This is a genomic window from Actinomycetospora sp. (genome assembly GCF_055612215.1).
The window spans coordinates 1-17,272 of the sequence record NZ_JBVPVA010000488.1 but is presented as its reverse complement, the minus strand read 5'-3'; the positions used below and the strand labels follow the sequence as shown (position 1 = coordinate 17,272).

The 17,272-nt window shown below is 73.0% G+C and carries 22 protein-coding genes; 9 read left to right on the top strand and 13 right to left on the bottom strand.

The window, feature by feature from the left end:
* Together AC0CYZ_RS13695 and AC0CYZ_RS13690 are read right to left on the bottom strand one after the other, a co-directional pair.
* Positions 1–557 (bottom strand): ABC transporter ATP-binding protein (locus tag AC0CYZ_RS13695; RefSeq protein ID WP_472216176.1); only part of this gene is annotated, 557 nt, incomplete at its 3' end.
* Positions 558–799: 242 nt separating this feature from the next.
* The gene (locus tag AC0CYZ_RS13690; RefSeq protein ID WP_472216174.1) at positions 800–1,003 is read right to left on the bottom strand and encodes a cold-shock protein; all 204 of its coding nucleotides are present in this window, start codon (positions 1,001–1,003) and stop codon (positions 800–802) included.
* A gap of 449 nt (positions 1,004–1,452) precedes the next feature.
* Between AC0CYZ_RS13690 and AC0CYZ_RS13685 the strand changes: the two genes are divergently transcribed.
* The 5 genes from AC0CYZ_RS13685 (at position 1,453) to AC0CYZ_RS13665 (ending at position 6,006) form a co-directional block, all read left to right on the top strand.
* Complete coding sequence (locus AC0CYZ_RS13685) at positions 1,453–2,538, top strand: fatty acid desaturase family protein (protein WP_472216180.1); 1,086 nt, start codon at positions 1,453–1,455, stop codon at positions 2,536–2,538.
* Positions 2,539–2,547: 9 nt separating this feature from the next.
* The gene (locus tag AC0CYZ_RS13680; RefSeq protein ID WP_472216172.1) at positions 2,548–2,961 is read left to right on the top strand and encodes a PPOX class F420-dependent oxidoreductase; all 414 of its coding nucleotides are present in this window, start codon (positions 2,548–2,550) and stop codon (positions 2,959–2,961) included.
* A gap of 36 nt (positions 2,962–2,997) precedes the next feature.
* The gene (locus AC0CYZ_RS13675) at positions 2,998–3,996 is read left to right on the top strand and encodes an RNA polymerase subunit sigma-70 (protein ID WP_472216170.1); all 999 of its coding nucleotides are present in this window, start codon (positions 2,998–3,000) and stop codon (positions 3,994–3,996) included.
* Between the two features lie 36 nt (positions 3,997–4,032).
* Complete coding sequence (locus AC0CYZ_RS13670) at positions 4,033–4,641, top strand: maleylpyruvate isomerase family mycothiol-dependent enzyme (RefSeq protein WP_472216168.1); 609 nt, start codon at positions 4,033–4,035, stop codon at positions 4,639–4,641.
* Between the two features lie 147 nt (positions 4,642–4,788).
* Complete coding sequence (locus AC0CYZ_RS13665; RefSeq protein WP_472216166.1) at positions 4,789–6,006, top strand: NAD(P)/FAD-dependent oxidoreductase; 1,218 nt, start codon at positions 4,789–4,791, stop codon at positions 6,004–6,006.
* A gap of 22 nt (positions 6,007–6,028) precedes the next feature.
* On the opposite strand, the gene AC0CYZ_RS13660 is transcribed toward AC0CYZ_RS13665, so the two are convergent.
* A complete protein-coding gene (locus tag AC0CYZ_RS13660) occupies positions 6,029–6,499 on the bottom strand; it encodes a group II truncated hemoglobin (RefSeq protein ID WP_472216164.1) in 471 nt (156 codons plus the stop codon).
* A gap of 44 nt (positions 6,500–6,543) precedes the next feature.
* Complete coding sequence (locus AC0CYZ_RS13655; protein ID WP_472216162.1) at positions 6,544–7,314, bottom strand: metalloregulator ArsR/SmtB family transcription factor; 771 nt, start codon at positions 7,312–7,314, stop codon at positions 6,544–6,546.
* Positions 7,315–7,385: 71 nt separating this feature from the next.
* On the opposite strand from AC0CYZ_RS13655, the gene AC0CYZ_RS13650 reads away from it, so the two are divergent.
* Positions 7,386–8,003 (top strand): maleylpyruvate isomerase family mycothiol-dependent enzyme, encoded by a 618-nt coding sequence (locus tag AC0CYZ_RS13650; RefSeq protein ID WP_472216160.1) that lies wholly within the window; start codon positions 7,386–7,388, stop codon positions 8,001–8,003.
* Positions 8,004–8,016: 13 nt separating this feature from the next.
* On the opposite strand, the gene AC0CYZ_RS13645 is transcribed toward AC0CYZ_RS13650, so the two are convergent.
* A complete protein-coding gene (locus AC0CYZ_RS13645) occupies positions 8,017–8,802 on the bottom strand; it encodes an NAD-dependent epimerase/dehydratase family protein (protein WP_472216158.1) in 786 nt (261 codons plus the stop codon).
* Positions 8,803–8,864: 62 nt separating this feature from the next.
* Here AC0CYZ_RS13645 and AC0CYZ_RS13640 point away from each other — a divergent pair, with 62 nt between their 5' ends.
* The gene (locus AC0CYZ_RS13640; protein ID WP_472216156.1) at positions 8,865–9,272 is read left to right on the top strand and encodes an SRPBCC family protein; all 408 of its coding nucleotides are present in this window, start codon (positions 8,865–8,867) and stop codon (positions 9,270–9,272) included.
* 212 nt (positions 9,273–9,484) lie between these two features.
* Positions 9,485–11,671 carry a non-homologous end-joining DNA ligase LigD gene (gene ligD / locus AC0CYZ_RS13635; RefSeq protein WP_472216178.1) on the top strand — a complete coding sequence of 729 codons (2,187 nt, stop codon included), beginning with the start codon at positions 9,485–9,487 and terminating at the stop codon, positions 11,669–11,671.
* A gap of 84 nt (positions 11,672–11,755) precedes the next feature.
* Here ligD and AC0CYZ_RS13630 read toward each other — a convergent pair whose 3' ends face one another.
* Together AC0CYZ_RS13630 and AC0CYZ_RS13625 are read right to left on the bottom strand one after the other, a co-directional pair.
* Positions 11,756–11,923 carry a hypothetical protein gene (locus tag AC0CYZ_RS13630; RefSeq protein ID WP_472216154.1) on the bottom strand — a complete coding sequence of 56 codons (168 nt, stop codon included), beginning with the start codon at positions 11,921–11,923 and terminating at the stop codon, positions 11,756–11,758.
* A 93-nt stretch (positions 11,924–12,016) separates the two neighbouring features.
* Entirely contained in the window at positions 12,017–13,258 is a 1,242-nt protein-coding gene (locus tag AC0CYZ_RS13625) for an alpha-amylase family glycosyl hydrolase (RefSeq protein ID WP_472216152.1), read from the bottom strand.
* A gap of 124 nt (positions 13,259–13,382) precedes the next feature.
* Between AC0CYZ_RS13625 and AC0CYZ_RS13620 the strand changes: the two genes are divergently transcribed.
* The gene (locus tag AC0CYZ_RS13620; protein ID WP_472216150.1) at positions 13,383–14,222 is read left to right on the top strand and encodes a glucose 1-dehydrogenase; all 840 of its coding nucleotides are present in this window, start codon (positions 13,383–13,385) and stop codon (positions 14,220–14,222) included.
* A 61-nt stretch (positions 14,223–14,283) separates the two neighbouring features.
* On the opposite strand, the gene amaP is transcribed toward AC0CYZ_RS13620, so the two are convergent.
* The 6 genes from amaP to AC0CYZ_RS13590 all read right to left on the bottom strand — a co-directional run bounded on the left by amaP (position 14,284) and on the right by AC0CYZ_RS13590 (position 16,950).
* On the bottom strand, positions 14,284–14,853 hold the full coding sequence (gene amaP / locus AC0CYZ_RS13615; protein WP_472216148.1) for an alkaline shock response membrane anchor protein AmaP: 570 nt from the start codon (positions 14,851–14,853) through the stop codon (positions 14,284–14,286).
* The gene (locus AC0CYZ_RS13610; protein ID WP_472216146.1) at positions 14,850–15,296 is read right to left on the bottom strand and encodes a DUF6286 domain-containing protein; all 447 of its coding nucleotides are present in this window, start codon (positions 15,294–15,296) and stop codon (positions 14,850–14,852) included. Before AC0CYZ_RS13610 ends, amaP begins: the two co-directional genes overlap by 4 nt.
* Before the next feature lie 131 nt (positions 15,297–15,427).
* Positions 15,428–15,868 carry an Asp23/Gls24 family envelope stress response protein gene (locus AC0CYZ_RS13605; protein WP_472216144.1) on the bottom strand — a complete coding sequence of 147 codons (441 nt, stop codon included), beginning with the start codon at positions 15,866–15,868 and terminating at the stop codon, positions 15,428–15,430.
* Entirely contained in the window at positions 15,837–16,034 is a 198-nt protein-coding gene (locus AC0CYZ_RS13600; RefSeq protein ID WP_472216142.1) for a hypothetical protein, read from the bottom strand. Before AC0CYZ_RS13600 ends, AC0CYZ_RS13605 begins: the two co-directional genes overlap by 32 nt.
* The gene (locus AC0CYZ_RS13595; RefSeq protein WP_472216140.1) at positions 16,031–16,441 is read right to left on the bottom strand and encodes an Asp23/Gls24 family envelope stress response protein; all 411 of its coding nucleotides are present in this window, start codon (positions 16,439–16,441) and stop codon (positions 16,031–16,033) included. Before AC0CYZ_RS13595 ends, AC0CYZ_RS13600 begins: the two co-directional genes overlap by 4 nt.
* Entirely contained in the window at positions 16,438–16,950 is a 513-nt protein-coding gene (locus tag AC0CYZ_RS13590) for an Asp23/Gls24 family envelope stress response protein (protein WP_472216138.1), read from the bottom strand. Before AC0CYZ_RS13590 ends, AC0CYZ_RS13595 begins: the two co-directional genes overlap by 4 nt.
* Positions 16,951–17,272 lie beyond the last annotated feature (322 nt).

Here is a 17,272-nt window from a genome sequence, read left to right as displayed (position 1 = left end):
TCCACCAGGAGCTGGTTGAGGTAGGCGGTGCGCACCGGGTCCAGCCCGGAGTCGGGTTCGTCGACCAGGATGATCTCGGGGTCGAGCACCAGGGCTCGCGCGAGGCCGGCGCGCTTCTTCATGCCGCCGGAGATCTCGCCGGGGAGCTTGTCCTCCGCGCCGTCCAGCCCGACCAGGTCCAGCTTCTCCATGACGATGTCGGAGATCTCGGACTCGCCCTTGCGGGTGTGTTCACGCAGCGGGAAGGCGATGTTGTCGAAGATGTTCATCGACCCGAACAGCGCACCGTCCTGGAACAGCACCCCGAACAACTTGCGGATCTCGTAGAGCCGGGATTCCGAGCACCGCACCAGGTCGGTGTCGTGGATGAAGATCGACCCTTTCTCGGGCTTGAGCAACCCGATGATCGACTTCAACAGGACCGACTTGCCCGTGCCGGAGGGACCCAGCAGCGCGGAGATCTCACCCGCCGGCAGGGTCAACGTGACGTCGGACCAGATGTTCGCGCTGCCGAACGATTTCGAGAGGTTCTTGATGCCGACCTCGACGCCTGCCACGGATCCCCTGAGAGTGCCTTCTCGGCAGGCCGGAGCTCGGCACGTGCCGTCGAGACCGGCGGGAACCGTGACCCACCAGGGGCCGGGGTCGAGAGCGGAGGCCGTGCGGCACGGGCGTGCCGCGGAGCACCACTGCAGATTCGCCGGGTCCGGGGCGAGGTGTCTTCCGGGAACCCCAACCTACGCCGTCGCGCGCGAGTCCGGGCGCGCCCCGAGGGCCCGCCCGGACCGCCACGCGCCGGTCAGAGGGCGCTGACCGAGTCGGCCTGCATCCCCTTCTCGCCCTGCGAGGAGGTGAAGCTCACCCGCTGGTTCTCCTCGAGGGACCGGTACCCGGACGACTCGATCGCGGAGAAGTGGACGAAGACGTCCTTGCTGCCGTCGTCGGGGGCGATGAAGCCGAACCCCTTCTCGGCGTTGAACCACTTCACGGTGCCCTCGGACATGGGATTCCTCTCGCGCTGCCACGGCCACGTCGGCCGACGGCGCTGCCCGGAACTCCCACGCATGGACTTCCCCACGAACGCAGAAACGGCCGGTGTCACGTGATCCGGACCGCGGCGCGGGGGACAACAGGACTGCAACTGCCTCGACGCTAGCACGCTCCGGCTCGCACGACGGCCCCCCAGAACCGCCCTTTCGCGAGCGGGGCACGCCCGTCGCGCCGGGGCCCGGTACTGTCGGGGTGGACGGTCACGCCGAGGAACAGCTCGCCGGACCGCTGTTCTCCTTGGTGCTTCGACGCCGGCCCGGACCCCGCGCAGCGAAATCAGCGTGGCACCGCTGTCTCTCCCGACACCGACCTCGGACCCGACCGCTCCGACACGGCGACGATCCTTGTCGTCCTGCTGCCGCGCGGCCGTCCGGGAGACCCGCCACCACCGGAAGCGTGCGCATGACGACGACCCTGCCCGTCCCCGCCTCGGGCGCGGACACCATCGACGAGGCCGCCCCCACCGCCCCTCCCCGATCCGGCGACTTCGCCGAGCTGTCCGCCGCGATCAAGCAGGCGGGCCTGCTGCGGCGTCGCCGGGGTGCCTACATCGCCAAGTTCGCGCTCAACACCGCCCTGCTCGCCGTCGCCGCCACGGCCTTCGGCCTGCTCGGCGCGTCCTGGTGGCAGCTGCTGACCGCCGCCTTCCTCGCCGTGGTCTCCACCCAGCTCGCCTACATCGGCCACGACGCCGGGCACCGCCAGATCTTCCGGAGCAAGCGCGCCAACGACGTCGTCGGCCACCTGCACGGAGCGCTGGTCGGGATGAGCTACGGGGCGTGGGTCACCAAGCACAACGAGCACCACGCCCACCCCAACCACGAGGACGTCGATCCCGACATCGACATCCCGGTCCTGGCGTTCAGCACCGCCCAGGCGGCCACGAAGACCGGGCTGGCGGCCCGGGTCGTCGCCCACCAGGCGCTGATGTTCTTCCCGCTGCTCCTGCTCGAGGGCTGGAACCTGCACGTCGCGGCGGCGCAGTCCGCCGGGCGGGGCGAGGTCCCGGCCCCACGCCTGGAGGTCGGCCTGCTCGTCGCGCACGTGCTCGGCTACCTCACGGCCGTGTTCTGGGTCCTGAGCCCGCTGCAGGCGCTCGCGTTCATCGCCGTCCACCAGGGCCTGTGGGGGCTCTCCATGGGCCTGGCCTTCGCCCCCAACCACAAGGGGATGCCGATGATCACCGCCGGGCAGCGGATCGACCACCTGCACAAGCAGGTCCTGACCTCCCGCAACGTCCGCGGCGGCCGGATCACCGACTACCTCCTGGGGGGCCTCAACTACCAGATCGAGCACCACCTCTTCCCCCGGATGCCGCGGCCGAACCTGCGTCGCGCCCAGCCCGTGGTGCGCGCCTACTGCGACGCGCACGACCTCGGGTACACCCAGACCGGCGCGATCCGCTCCTACGCCCAGGTGCTCGCGCACCTGCACGAGGTCGGCGCGGCGCTGCGCGTCCCGGCGCCGGCCTCGTCGGGTGCGCACTAGGGTCGGCGCATGGCCGGCGGCGCAGCGCTCGAACCCGAGGTCAGGGAGCTGCTGACCGCTCGCAACATGGCGCACGTGGCCACCCTGATGAGCGACGGCGCGCCGCACGTGTCGCCGGTCTGGATCGAGCTGCTCGAGGACGATCGCCTGGCCATCTTCTCGACCGAGGCCCACCTGAAGATCCGCAATCTACGTCGGGACCCCCGGGTGGGGATCTCGGTCGCCGACGAGCACAATCCCTACCGCTCGGTGATCATCCGGGGCCGGGTCACCGAGGAGATCCACGGCGAGCCCGCCCTCGAGATCGCGGATCGGATGAGCCGCCGGTACACCGGGTCCGACTTCCCCGTGCGCTCGTCGATCGTGATGGTCATCGAACCGGAGCGGGTGCGGCTGCAGGAGCTCCCGTTCCGGCACTCCTGACAGGTCGGGCCCGGGCCCCCGTGGTGGACTGAGCGGGTGGCCGCCCCGACCCCCGAGGACCTCGAGGCGCTGCGGACCCCGCTGCGGGCGTACTGCTACCGAATGCTCGGTTCGGCGGCGGACACCGAGGACGCCGTGCAGGAGGCGATCGTCCGCGCGTACCGCCACGGAGACCGGTACGACCCGGCACGGGGCCCGCTCCGTCCGTGGCTGTTCCGGATCGCGACGACGGTGTGCCTCGACCTGCTCCGTGGCGCGCACCGGCGGGCGCTCTGCGTCGACCTGGGTCCGGCCGCCGTCCCGGGGGGCGGGCTCGGTTCCCCCCTCCCCGCCGAGCGCTTCGTCGAGCCGATGCCCGATGCGGCCCTCGTCGCGGCCGACGACCCGGGCGAGGTGGCGGTGCAACGCGAGAGCGTGCGCCTCGCCGTCGTCGCCGCACTGCACCACCTCCCTCCGCGCCAGCGGGCGACCCTGCTGCTGCGCGACGTCCTGTGCTTCTCCGCGGCGGAGACGGCCCGGATGCTCGACGTCACGCCGGCCGCGGCCAACAGTGCGCTGCAGCGCGCCCGGGAGACCCTCGGGCGTCGACGTCCCTCGCCGGGCGACACGCTCGACACGACCGATCCCGGCCAGCGAGCACTGCTCGAGGACTACGTCGCGGCCTTCGAGGCGCACGACGTCGGGCGTCTGACCGCGCTGCTCCGCCACGACGCGCGGGCCTCGATGCCGCCGTTCGCCTGGTGGATCGAGGGAGGTCGGACGATCGCGGCCCTCGTGGGCGCCGGAGGCTGCGAGGGCGCGCGCCTCGTGCCCACCGCGATCAACGGCCAGCCCGGGTTCGGACAGTACCGCCCGGACGACGGCGGGACGCTCCGCCCGTTCGCGCTCGTCCTCGTCGAGACCTGCGGAGAGCGCATCGCGCACGTGACGACGTTCCTCGGCACCGGGGACCGGTTCGCCGAGTTCGACCTGCCCGGCGTGCTCGCCGAATCCGTCCCGGCCGCGACCGATGATTCCGGGGCCGCCCGGACGTAGGACCCGGGACACGACCGTCACGACGAGGGAGTCCCGGTGACCCGTCAGCTCGACCTGTCCGACCCGCTCGCCCGGGAGACCGCCGCGGAGCGCGGGCGACTCGCCGACCTCTACGCGGACCTGCGCCCCGACCACTGGTCGGCGCCGTCGCTCTGCGCGGGGTGGCGCGTCCGCGAGGTGCTCGCGCACGTGACGATGCCCTACCGGCACGGCACCGTCCGGGTGCTGCGCGGCATCGCGGCCGCCCGGGGCGACTTCAACCGGTTCGCCGACCGCATCGCCCGCGAGGACACCGCCCGCCTCACCGACGCCGAGCTGCTGGGCGCCCTCCGGGACAACGTCGAGCACCCGTGGCGGCCACCGGGTGGCGGGCAGGCCGGAGCGCTGAGCCATGACGTCATCCACGGGCTCGACGTCACCGAGGCCCTCGGCCTGCCGCGGCCACCCGCCGACCGGGTCCGCGACGTGCTCCTCGGGGCGGGCCCGCGCGCACTCGCCTACTTCGGCGCCGACCTCACGGGGGTGCGCCTCGTCGCGACGGACACCGACCTCACGGTGGGCGACGGCCCGACCGTGGTGGAGCTGCCCGCAACCGACCTCCTGCTGCGCGTCACCGGCCGGAGCCGCGAGACCGCCTCGGGATGAGGGGCGCCGCCGAGATGCCGGCGAGCGGGCCCCGGAGTCCGCGTCGTCGGAGATCGGGCTGAGCCTTCCGTTCCCCGGAGGCCGGCCGTCCGCCCACGGGGCGCCCGATGGCGCTACGGTCCGGACGCCGGCCGGACGGAGGACGCCATGACCCACGTGATCGTCGGAGCGGGACTGGCCGGTGACCGGGCGGCGGAGGCCCTGCGCGAGGCGGGCTTCGCGGGCGAGGTGGTGCTCCTCGGCGGTGAGGAGCACCGTCCGTACGAGCGCCCGCCGCTGTCCAAGGAGTACCTCCAGGGCGCGTCCGACCTCGACGCGGTCCACGTCCACCCCGCCGAGTGGTACGGCGAGCAGGACGTGCACCTGCGCACCGGCTCCGTGGTGACCGCGATCGACCGGGACGCGGCCGAGGTCGTCCTCGCCGACGGCGAGCACGTGGGCTACGAGCGCCTGCTGCTCGCGACGGGGTCGTCGGCGCGGCGGCTGCCGGTCCCGGGCGCCGAGCTCGACGGCGTGCTCCACCTGCGCACCCTCGACGACAGCGACCACCTGCGGACGGCGATCCTGAGCGCCTCCCGGGTCGCGGTGGTGGGGGCCGGGTGGATCGGGCTCGAGGTGGCCGCGGCCGCCCGGCTCGCCGGTGCCGAGGTCACCGTCCTCGAGGCGGCCGAGCAGCCCCTGCTCGCCGCCCTCGGCCCGGAGATCGGCGCGGTGTTCGCGGAGCTGCACCGCGAGCGGGGGGTCGACCTGCGGCTCGGCGTGCAGGTCGCCGAGATCGTCGGCGAGGGCGGGACCGCACGGGGCGTGCGGCTGGCCGACGGCGGGCTCGTGGAGGCCGACGTCGTCCTGGTCGGGATCGGGGCGGCCCCCAACATCGGGCTCGCCGAGGCCGCGGGCCTGGACATCGACGACGGCGTCGTGGTCGACGAGCACCTGCGCACGAGCGACCCCCGCATCCACGCCGCCGGGGACATCGCCGCCATCTGGTATCCGGCGCTCGGGCGGCGGCTGCGGGTGGAGCACTGGGCCACCGCGCAGTACAGCGGCCCGGCGGCCGCGCGCGGGATGCTCGACGACGCGGCCGCGCCCTACGACCAGCTGCCCTACTTCTTCACCGACCAGTACGACCTCGGCATGGAGTACACCGGGCACGCCGGCCCGGGCGACGCCGACGAGCTGGTGGTGCGCGGCGACCTCGCGAGCCGGGAGTTCGTGGCGTTCTGGCTGCGCTCGGGTCGCCTGCTCGCGGGGATGAACGTCAACGTCTGGGACGTCACCGAGGACATCGACCGGCTGATCCGGGCCGACCGTCCGCTCGACGTCGCTCGCCTGGCCGATCCGGCGGTCCCCCTCACCGACCTGTGACGGCGTCTCGCGGACGTTCCGATCACGACGACGAGCCGGGGGTATCGACGAGCCCGTCCCAGGACCACCGGGGGACGGACAGCCCGTCCGGGACGTCGTCTGCGGAGTCCTGGTAGGTCGACATCGCGGTGGCCGTCGCCCACGCGAAGTAGTCGTGGAGCACCTGCCGGACCGGCTCGTCCGGGGAGAACCCGGCGTCGCCGAGCGCGGCGTCGAAGCAGTCGACCGCCCGGCGGTCCATGTCCTCGTGCGGGCCGTTGCCGCTGTGCACCCGCACCACGGACGTCTCGTCGCCCATGGTGTCCGAGTAGGTCGTCGGGCCGCCGAGGGCCTCGCCCCAGTAGGCGGCGAGGCGGCGGGTGTGGTCGGGGTGGAACCCGTGGGAGAACGCGTGGCTGACCACGTCGTCGGCCATCACCCGGGCGTGCCAGGCCGCGGCGAGCCGGGTGAGGCCCGCCCCGCCGCCGGCGGCCTCGTAGACGGTGGTGACCATGCCGCGAAGGATGGCGGCCCCACGACACGCCGCACAAGGCACGTCTACCCCGCGGGGTGCTTGGGCCGCGGCGGGCGGGGCGCGGGCGCCGGGCCGTCGGGCGCACCGAGACCGGGAGCGGCCTCGGCGAGCCGGCCCAGCACCATCCGCCAGGCGTTCGTCATGAACGTCGCCTGCTCCGCCGTCTCCACCAGCTGATCCACGTCGACGCGGCACCCGCCCGCGCTCGTCGTGAGGCGGGCGTAGGCCCGGTGCTCGTCGCCCGGCACGGGCACCTGGCCGTCCGCGACGTCCCAGGCCATGACGATCAGTTCCGGCGCGACGACGAGCTCGTAGCGCCCCCGGACCTGGGTCCCCCACTCCATGGTGGCCGCGAAGTGCCCGTCCTCGAGGCGGACCGGGACGCCGAGCCACCGGCTGTAGGCCTCGGGGTCGGTCAGCGCGGTGAAGGCCACCTCCCGCGGGCACGCCAGGTCCACCGACGCGCGCACGGTCGGGACGGTGCGCGCGTCGGCCAGCCCGCGCTCGGGGACGTCGTCGGCCGGGGTCCACCGCTCGGCGGCCCCGGGGAGCAGGCGCTGCAGGCCGTCGAGGGCCTCGCGCCGGGCCCGGTAGCGCCGGAAGCTGCCGTCCGCCCGCATCGTGACCAGCCCGGCGTCGCGCAGCACCTTCAGGTGCTCGGACACCGTCGGCGCGCTCACGTGGACGGCGGCGGCGATCTCGCCGGCCGGGCGCTCCCGGTCGCCGACCAGCCAGAGGATCTCGCGGCGCACCGGGGAGGCCAGGGCGTGCAGCACCCGGTGGATCTCGTCCACACCCTCCCCCTTGACGTCCGATTTCGGTGCCAGTCTAATTCGGTGCCAACCGAAACGCAGGGCAGGGGAACATGGACACCTGGGAACTGATCGCGACCGAGCGGGCCCTGCTCGTCGAGGCGCTCGGCACGCTCGACGAGGAGCAGTGGACGGTGCCCTCGCTGTGCGCCGGCTGGACCACGAAGGACGCCCTGGCGCACGTCGTGTCCACCGCGGAGATGACGCCGCCCGCGTTCCTCCTCGGGATGGCGCGCAGCGGGTTCTCCTTCGGGCGGCTCATGGCCCGTAACGTCGCCGCCGTCGGCGCCGACCCCGTGCCCCGCCTCCTGGAGCGGCTCGCCGACCGGGTCCACACCCGCAACGCGCCTCCCGGCCCCACCGGCTCGTGGCTGGTGGAGGCCGTCGCGCACGGCGAGGACATCGCCTACCCGACGTCGACGACGATCCCGCACTCGGAGGAGGCGCTCGTCGCCGCGGCGGACTCCGCCAAGGGCACCCAACCGCTGCTCGGGGCGAAGAAGCGGGTCGCCGGGCTGCGGCTGGTGGCCGACGACGTCGAGTGGTCGACCGGCGACGGCCCCGAGGTCCGGGGGCCGCTGCGGACCCTGATCCTCGCGATGGTCGGGCGCCCGCCGGTGCTCACCGACCTGAAGGGCGAGGGGGTCGCCGAGCTCCGGGCCCGTTCCTGACGGCCCGCGGGTCTCACACGCCCGGCTCGTCGTACCCGGGTCCGGCGAAGCCCCCGCCGACGAAGGCGTCGGTCCAGGCGTCGGCGGGCAGGTCGCGGTCGGCGAAGGCCTCGGCGTCGTCGTGCGAGCGGTACCCGAGCTCGGCGGCGGCGGTGAGCGACCAGCGCCGTCGGGTGTTGTCCGAGACGCCCCAGACGACGCGGAAGCCGGGCGCGCGGGCGGTGACCGCGGCGTCGACGAGACGCGCGACGTCGCCGGGCGAGAGCCAGGTCGCCAGGGCGCGGGCATCGGGCGGCTCGGGGAAGCACGACCCGATCCGCAGGCAGACGACGTCGAGGCCGTAGCGGTCGTGGTAGAGGCTGCCCAGTGCCTCGCCGGTCACCTTCGCGACGCCGTAGAGGGTGTCCGGCCGGGCCGGGAGGTCGTCGGGGACGGGGTCGACGGCGGGATGGAAGCCGACCGCGTGGTTGCTGCTCGCGAACACCACGCGCGGCACGCCGGCGCGGCGGGCGGCCTCGAAGACCGTGAAGGTCCCGTGGATGTTGACGTCGAGGATCGCGCTCCACGCCGCCTCGCCGGACAGGCCGCCGAGGTGCACGACGGCATCGGCGCCCCGGCACGCCGCGGTGAGCGCGTCGAGGTCGGTCACCGACGCCGTGACCACCTCCTCCCGCTCCCCCGGGTCGTCGATGTCGGCGACGTCGAGCAGGCGCAGCGTGCGGTCGGCGCGGGCCAGGCGGGGGCGCAGCATGGTGCCGATGCGCCCGGCGGCACCGGTGATCAGGAGGGTCTCGGCCACGCCCGACAGGGTGGCGCGCCCGGCGCCGGTTCGCGACGCCGGGCGTCCGGGTAGTCGGGCGCATGGGCGACTACGAGCACTCCGCCACCATCCACCGGCCGCCGGACGTGGTGTTCGACTTCGTCTCCGCCGCCGACAACCTCCCGTCCTTCTTCGACAGCATGAAGGACGCGCACGCCACCGGGGGCGACGACGTCCACGTCGTCGCCGACGTGGAGGGCAACCAGTACGAGGGGCAGGCGTGGATGCACGCCGACCCCGACGCCAAGAGCGTCCGCTGGAGTGCCGAGACGAGCAGCGGCTACCACGGCGAGCTGTTCGTGACCGGGATCGGCGACGAGGAGTCGCGGGTGACCGTCACCCTGCACACCGAGCACACGGACGGGCCGGGCATCCGGGCGGGCCTCGAGCAGACCTTGGCCAACCTCAAGGCCCAGCTCGACGGCAGCAGCACCGACGCGGCGGGCTGAGCGCGGCCGTGCGGACGGGCGCCCCATCATCGAGGGGCACACGGCGCAGGATCTCGGGGCGCCGAGCCTGCGCCCAGTGCCCCTGATCATGGACGGGCCGAGCACCCGCTCGGTGAGGGGCACACGGCGCAGGCTCTCGAGGCGCCGGGCCTGCGCCCAGTGCCCCTGATCATCGGCTGGCCGCGGGCGGCGGGAGGTGGGACGTGCGGGCGATGCCGGCGATGCAGCCGATGCGCGCGACCCCCGGCGACCCGCCCGAGGGCGCGGACTGGGCGGTCGAGTTCGCCTGGGACGGCGCGCGGGTGCTGGTGACGACGGCCGCCGACTCCGTGACGGTGACCGGCGACGACGGCACCGACCTGACCGCCGTCTATCCCGAGCTGGCCGACCTCGCCGGGCGCGACCTGGTCGTCGACGGCGAGATCGTGGTCCTCGACGCGCACGGCCGGCCGGACACCGGGCGCCTCGACCGCCGCCGGCACGACCCGGCGCCGGACGGGCAGCTCGTCGAGACCGTCCCGGTGACCCTCTACGCGACCGACCTGCTCCGCGTCGACGGCGAGGACCTGCGGGGACGTCCCTGGGACGAGCGCCGGGCGCGCCTCGACGCCCTCGATGCCGCGACCTGGCCGCACACGGCGGTCCCGCCCGCGTTCACCGACACCGCGCCGGCACAGGTGCTCGAGGTGGCGCGGGGCTACGGGCTCACCGGCGTCGTCGCCAAGCGCCGGACCTCCCGCTACGAGCCCGGCCCCTCGCGCGAGTGGGTCGCGACGACCGTGGACGCCGGACCGTCGGAACCCGACGAGGACAGGCTCGCCACCTACACCCGCATGCGCGACTTCGCGGCGACCCCGGAACCGACCGGGGGCGAACCGTCGGGCGGTGCCCCGATCTTCGTCGTCCAGCGTCACCGCGCCCGGCGGCTGCACTACGACTTCCGCCTGGAGATCGGCGGGGCGCTGGCGAGCTGGGCGGTGCCCCGCGGCCCGACCCTGGACCCCTCGGTGCGGCACATGGCCGTGCACACCGAGGACCACCCGATGGACTACGCGCTGTTCGAGGGCGTGATCCCGAAGGGCCAGTACGGCGGCGGCGACGTGATCGTCTGGGACCGCGGCGTCTGGCACCCGGCGCGGACCGACGACCCGGCGGCCGCCGTCGCGGCCGGCGAGCTGCACTTCGACCTCGAGGGCGAGAAGCTCGCCGGCCGCTTCGCCCTCGTCCGCCGCCGCCCGCGCGACGGGGACCACGGCAAGGAGCAGTGGATGCTCGTGCACAAGCACGACGACCACGCGCGCGAGGGCTGGGACCCGGAGGACCACCCGCAGTCGGTGCTCAGCGGGCGCACCAACGACGAGGTCGCCGCCGCACCGGCGGCCATGTGGCAGAGCGAGGCCCGGTCCGAGCACGCCGAGGTGCCGCTGGCCGGGGCCGACCCCGCGCAGCAGGCGGCGGCGACCGAGGACGAGCTGGCCGCCCTGGAGGCGCTCGGGTCGGCCGGGACCTGGACCGTCGCCGGCCAGGAGGTGGCGCTGACCAACCTGGACAAGGTGCTCTTCCCCGGCGCCGCCGGTGCGCCGGTGACCAAGCGTGACCTGATCCGCTTCCACGCCCGCGTCGCGCCGTTCCTGCTGCCCTACCTGGCCGGGCGCCCCGTGAACCTGCACCGCTTTCCCGACGGCGTCACCCGGCCCGGCTTCTGGCAGAAGGAGGTCCCGACCCACGCGCCCGGGTGGCTGCGTCGTTGGCACAACGCCGAGGCCGCGCCCGACGAGACCCAGAACTACTTCGTGCTCGACCGCACGGCCGCGCTGGTGTGGATGGCCAACTACGGGGCGGTCGAGCTGCACCCGTGGACCTCGCGGCTGCCCGACGTGCACCAGCCGACCTGGGCGCTCATCGACATCGACCCGGGCCCTGCCGTCGGGTTCGACGACGTGCTCGCCCTCGCCCGGCTCTACCGGACCGCCCTGGAGCACGTGGGGGCGGCGGCTGCCCCGAAGGTCACCGGCAAGCGGGGCGTCCAGATCTGGGTGCCGATCGCCGACGGCTACACCTTCGACGACACCCGCGCATGGGTGGAGAAGCTCTCCCGGGCGGTCGGGGCGATCCGCCCCGAGCTCGTCTCCTGGGAGTGGCACACCGACCGGCGCCACGGGCTCGCCCGGCTCGACTACACCCAGAACGCGATCAACAAGACCCTGGTCGCCCCGTTCAGCCCGCGTCCGAGCGCCGACGCCCCGGTGTCCGCGACGCTGACCTGGGACGAGCTCGACGACCCGGAGCTGCGCCCGGACCGCTACACGATCCGCACCATCCTGCGCCGGCTCGCCGACCGGGGCGACCTGTTCGCCCCCGTACTCCTGCACGATCAGCGGCTACCCACCTTGCGCTGAGCCGCACCGCGCGTATTCCGTTGGCATCCGAGCAGATTCCGCCGCCAGGCGACCACCACCTCGATGCGGTCTTCTGGCAAACGGTCAGTCGCCGCCGTGCTCCGGCTGCTTGGTCTTGGCCCGGGACTGCTCCGTGGTCAACTCGGGCTCGCCGTCCTCACGGGGGATGAGGCCGGACGGGAAGTCGGCCTGAGCCAGCTTGTCGGCATCCTTCTGGGGCAGGTCCGTCTCGCGCTCGTTGTCGTCGGTCATGGTGTGCTGGTACCCACTTTCCGTGCGCCCACACAGGACTGCGGCGCAGGTGCTCATTCTGACCGCTGCTCGTGAGCACCGCGGGGTGGTCGGTTACTCGCCTTCCCGGTAGGCGACGTCGTGCGCGCCGACCCGCATACCCGCGACCGTCAGTGGCTGGTCACCGGTGTTCAGCGCGAGGGTGAGGCGTTGCCCGCCTCGGCCGATCACCTGCACTGCCAGGCCGGTGTTCGAGACATCGGCGGTGTCCACGGTCGCGTCGGTGAGCCAGGGGTGTCGTCGCCGCCACGCGACCTGCGACTGGTACCTCTCATGGGTCGGGCGGCCCAGCAGCGACAGCTCGGCCGGGCTGCTCGGAAAGGGCGGCCGGACGGCGTCGTCCCCGTGCGGCTGGTCCAGCTTCTCGCCCGTGAACCCCTGCTCGTCGCCGGCGTAGATGGTCGGGACGCCTGGGAGCGCCATGAGGAGCGCCTCAGCCAGAGGCAGGTGCCGCGGGTCCTCGATCTTGGTGGCGATCCGGGTCACGTCGTGGTTGCCGAGGAAGGTCTGCGGACGGAAGGACTCCAGAAACGTGGCATGCCGTTTCAACGCCCACGCGAGCTCGTGGAAGTTCCGGTCGTTGAGGGAGCTCCATATCGCCTTCCACAGCTCGTACTGCGTCACTGAGTCCACTCCGCTCTCGCGGACGAACTCGACGTAGTCGCCGTGCAGGACCTCGGCGACCAGCCAGGACTCGGGGTAGGCGCGCTTCACCTGCTCGACCACCGGCCGCCAGACAGCGGCGCCCTGGGCGAACGCCGCGTCCAGGCGCCAGCCGTCGATTCCGCGAGCGAGCCAGTGAGCCATCACGTCGACCACGTAGCTCTGGACTGGCGGATGCTGGAGGTTGATGTCGACCAGGTCGAGGTTGCCCTCGAACGCCAGCGGATACTCGCCCTCCCAACGAAGCCAGCTGCCCGCATCCGTCCCGGGACCTGCAGCCAGTCCGCGTTGGACGATCTCGTGGTCCCGGCTCACGTGGTTGAACGCACCGTCGAAGCACACCCGGATGCCCCGATCCTTCGCGGCAGCGATGAGGGCGTCGAGGTCGCCGTCGTCGCCGAGCCGCGGGTCGACGCGGAAGTGGTCGAGCGTGTCGTAGCCGTGCGAGCGGGAGGCGAAGACGGGCGCCAGCAGCAGCCCGTTGCACCCGAGCTCGATCACGTAGGGTAGCCAGTCCACCAGCTGCGGGAGCCGGTGCTGCGCGGCCACGTCGGGGTCGTCGAGCTGTTTCTCCGCGCCGACGAAGCCCAGCGGGTAGACGTGCCACCAGACCACGTTGTCGACCCAGCTCATGTCACAGCCCTACCACGTTCACCGGTCGGGTAGCCGGCCGCAGCCCGGTCCGTGAGTTCTGCCCAGCTTCCGGCACCGCCGGGCGGGCGGTGTGAACCGGGCTGCCGACGGGTAACGCCACGGCATGACGCAGCCCAAGCAGCAACAGGACCCGCCGGGTCACCAGAGTGAGATGGATCCGGTCCCGGACTGCGGGGAGCAGTCCTACCAGGGCAACGGACGACTCACCGGCAAGGTCGCCGTCGTCACCGGTGCCGACAGCGGGATAGGCCGGGCCGTCGCGATCGCGTTCGCCCGTGAGGGCGCCGACGTGGTGATCGCCTATCTGAGCGAGGACGATGATGCCCAGGACACCAGCAGCTGGGTGCGCCGTGCCGGCCGCGATGTCTTGCTGGTGCGGGGCGACCTGTCGGACCCGGAGCACTGCCGCGGCATCGTGGACCGGACCGTCCAGCAGTTCGGCAGGGTCGACATTCTGGTCAGCAACGCGGCGTACCAGATGTCGCACGAGACGATCGAGGAAGTCAGCGACGAGGAGTGGCAGCACACGTTCGCCACCAACGTCTCGGCGTTCTTCTGGCTGGTGAAAGCGGCGTTGCCGCACATGGGGGCAGGCGGTTCGATCATCGGCAGCTCGTCGGTGAACTCGGACTCGCCGTCCCCGACGCTGGCGCCGTACGCCGCGACGAAAGCCGCGATCGCGAACCTCTGCGCCAGCTGGGCGCAGCTCCTCGGCCCACGCGGCATTCGTGTGAACAGCGTGGCGCCGGGCCCGATCTGGACGCCGCTCATCCCCTCGACCATGCCTCCGGAGAAGGTCGAGGCGTTCGGCGGCGACACGCCGCTCGGTCGAGCAGGGCAACCTGCGGAGCTCGCGCCGGTGTACGTGCTGCTCGCCTCTGACGAGGCCAGCTACGTCTCAGGCGCCCGGGTCGCCGTCACGGGCGGCCGTCCCGTTCTCTAGGTAAAGGCAGTCGGTTCGGCGACCACTGGAAGCCCGACGAGGAGAAGGCCGGAGGCCGACGTCACTGCACCCGAGGCAGGTCGCTGCTGCCCCGCGTCACGCGGAGCTGGATCCGGCAGGCGACGTCGTCGCGGCCCAGGACCTCGGCCAGCTGGGCGCTGGTCCCGTCCGCCGCCGCCGCGACCTTCGCCAGGTCGGTGTCCGGGTCGATGGTGGCCCGGATGCGGGCCACCAGCTGGCCCCGGTCGACGGAGACGCTGCCGCGGGCGCTGTCGACGGCGGGGTATGCGGCCAGGGCGTCGGCGAAGGCGTCGCCGAGCGCCTGTGCCTGCACGCGCAGCCGACCCTCGTCGCTGCTGCCGGGCAGGGTGAGGCTGCCGACCCGCTGCCGTGGCAGGTGGGCGAACAGCCAGCGCAGGGCCAGGAGGAAGAGGATGGCGCCCGCCGCCCCGGTGGCCCACGGCCACCAGGACTGATGGGTCAGTCCGGGCGCCCACGAGAGCTGGATGCTTCTCGGCAGGGTGAGAAGCCACCCACCCCACCACAGGATCGCGAGGACTCCGGCGGCGACGAGGACGAGCCCCAGCACCAGCGCCACCAGCCGGTCCCATGCCAACGTCGCCCGGCTCATCGGCGCTGCCCTTCCGTTCGCACCGTGACCGTCGGGGGCGACTCCAGGGCCGAGAGGCGGCTCGTGACGGCGTCGCGGACCGGACCTTCCAGGTCGGCGCCGGTACCGCTCACGGTGACGGTCACCGCCTTGCGGGTGGCCGTGGTCCGTGCAGAGAGGACGCCGTCGACGTCCTGCGCGCGGCTACGGGCGAGCCGCGCCACGTCGGCCGGTCGCAGGTAGACGCCCGTCTTTGCGGCCAGGGCGATGGCCCGTCGCGGCCGGCGCCGAAGGGCGATCACGAGCAGCACGAGTCCGACCACGACCGCCACCACTCCGGCCGGGACAGTCCACTGCTGGGGCGTGAGCCCGTTGACGGTGGAAAGACGCTGCGTCCAGGCTGTGCCCGACACGACGCCGCCCCAGACGAGCGCGTCATGGATGAGGGCGATCGCCGCGGCCATCAGCAGCAGGGCGAGGATTGGCCCCAGCGCGCCGATCGCGCCGACGCCGACGGGAGACTTGGCCGCCTGCAGCGGGGACCGCTCCCCCGGAGTCGAGGACGTCTCGTCGTGGGTGGTCGGTGGGCTGGTCGTCACTGCACTCTCCCTGGGGTGTCGCCGGAGGGCGGCTGGAAGGCCGCCACCGTGACGTCGACCCGGTCGGCGGTAAGACCGGCGTACCGGTCCAGCTCGTTGCGGATGCGGTCGCGCACGGCGGCGGCCACGGTGGGCGCGGAGTAGGGCCACGCCACGGCGATGTCGACAGTCACGCTCGCCTCCCGTCCCGCGACTTCGGAGCTGACGTTCGGGTACTGGCGGCCGAACACCGCGCCCACCTTGGAGCCGGACGAGACGACGCCATCGACCTGCGTGGCGGCGATGGTGGCGATCCGGCTGGCGACGCCTTCTGCGACCGTCAGCCGGCCACGCTGGCCCGGATCGGTATGCGGGTCCCCGGACGGCAGCCGGTCGACGGCGTCGGCTCCACCGTCAGTCACTCGATCACTCACGGCGGCGGCTGTTCCCTCGACCACCGCCCGGTCGAAGGCTGTTCAGGTCGAGCTCACCGTCGTAGTGGCCGCCGACCAGGTAACCGACGATGCCGAGGACGAGGGCGATCAGAAACCCGACGAAGCCACCGGCAGCGGCCGCAACGCCGAGCAGCAGCCCGGCCAGCAGGCCGATTGTGGATGTGGTCATGTGCTCTCCTTCTGCTGCGACGCGGACGTCGCATCTCCTGACGCTTGGGCTGCGCCTTGGACCAGCTCTGCGGGTGCGGCGACGTCCTGGACCACGACGTCCACCGGCCGTCCTTTGGCGCTCGAAGGCACGGCCAGCCGACCGACTGCAGTACGCACGGCGTCAGCGGTCTCGAGGACGTTGGCCTCCCATGCCGTCACGATGTGGACCTCGATGCCGTTGTCGCGCACCCGAACTCCGTCAACGCGCCGGCCCGGTAGGTAGGTACCTGCCTCGCCGAACACCCCGCTGTGCAGCCGGACCACACCCGGGACCGAGAGTGCCGTCGCGGCGACCTGCTCGGCGAGACCGGCGACGTCGTCGCGCGGTCTCGCCGCTGCATGGTCGGCGGATGCGTCTGCCGTCACTGGACCCGCGACTCCGACTGCCCGCCCTGGTCGCTGTCGTCGTCGTTGTCCTCGCCGGCCATGTGGACGTCCTGCACGTCGATGTTCACCTCGGTGACATCAAGACCGGTCATCCGCTCGACTGCCGAGATCACGTTGCGACGGATCCCGGCCGCCAGGTCGGCGATGGAGACGCCGTACTCGGCCACCAGGGTCAGGTCGACGGCCGCCTGGCGCTCGCCGACCTCGACCGAGACCCCCTGGGAGTGGTCGCTTCGCTGCCCGATCCGTTCGCGCAGAGCACCCACGGCCCGGGCGGCGCCTCCGCCGAGGGCGTAAACGCCAGAGACCTCGCGGGCGGCGATGCCGGCAATCTTGGCCACGACGGCGTCAGCGATGGTCGTGCGCCCCTGCTCGGTGACGAGCGCCGACTCGCCGCTGCTGGACTGCGTGTCCGAGGAAGGCGACGTGCTGCCCCTGCGGTTCGGTGTGGCGCTGGAAGCGGCGGTCGCGGACGAGCTGTCGGTCATCAATGCTCCTTGGTCGTGCGTGGTCTGGGGCCCTGCCCCGCCCGGCGAAGCGGGCGCGACGGCATCGAACGGTGTCGAACAGTGAGTTAGATGCCCGCAAGGCCGAAATGTCACGCGGTCGGTCGTGTGACCTGGGTCACACTCCGATCACGGTAATCGGACCGCACCGTCGAACCGATGGGAAGGTGGCCCCGTTACGTCCGAGGGCTCTCGCTCGGATGCGACCAGGGCCGCCGTTTCTGACGACGACCTGGTCCGCCGAGCCGTGCTTGGGGACCGCGGGGCGTTCGGCGAGCTCGCGCGGCGGCACGGTCCGGCGATG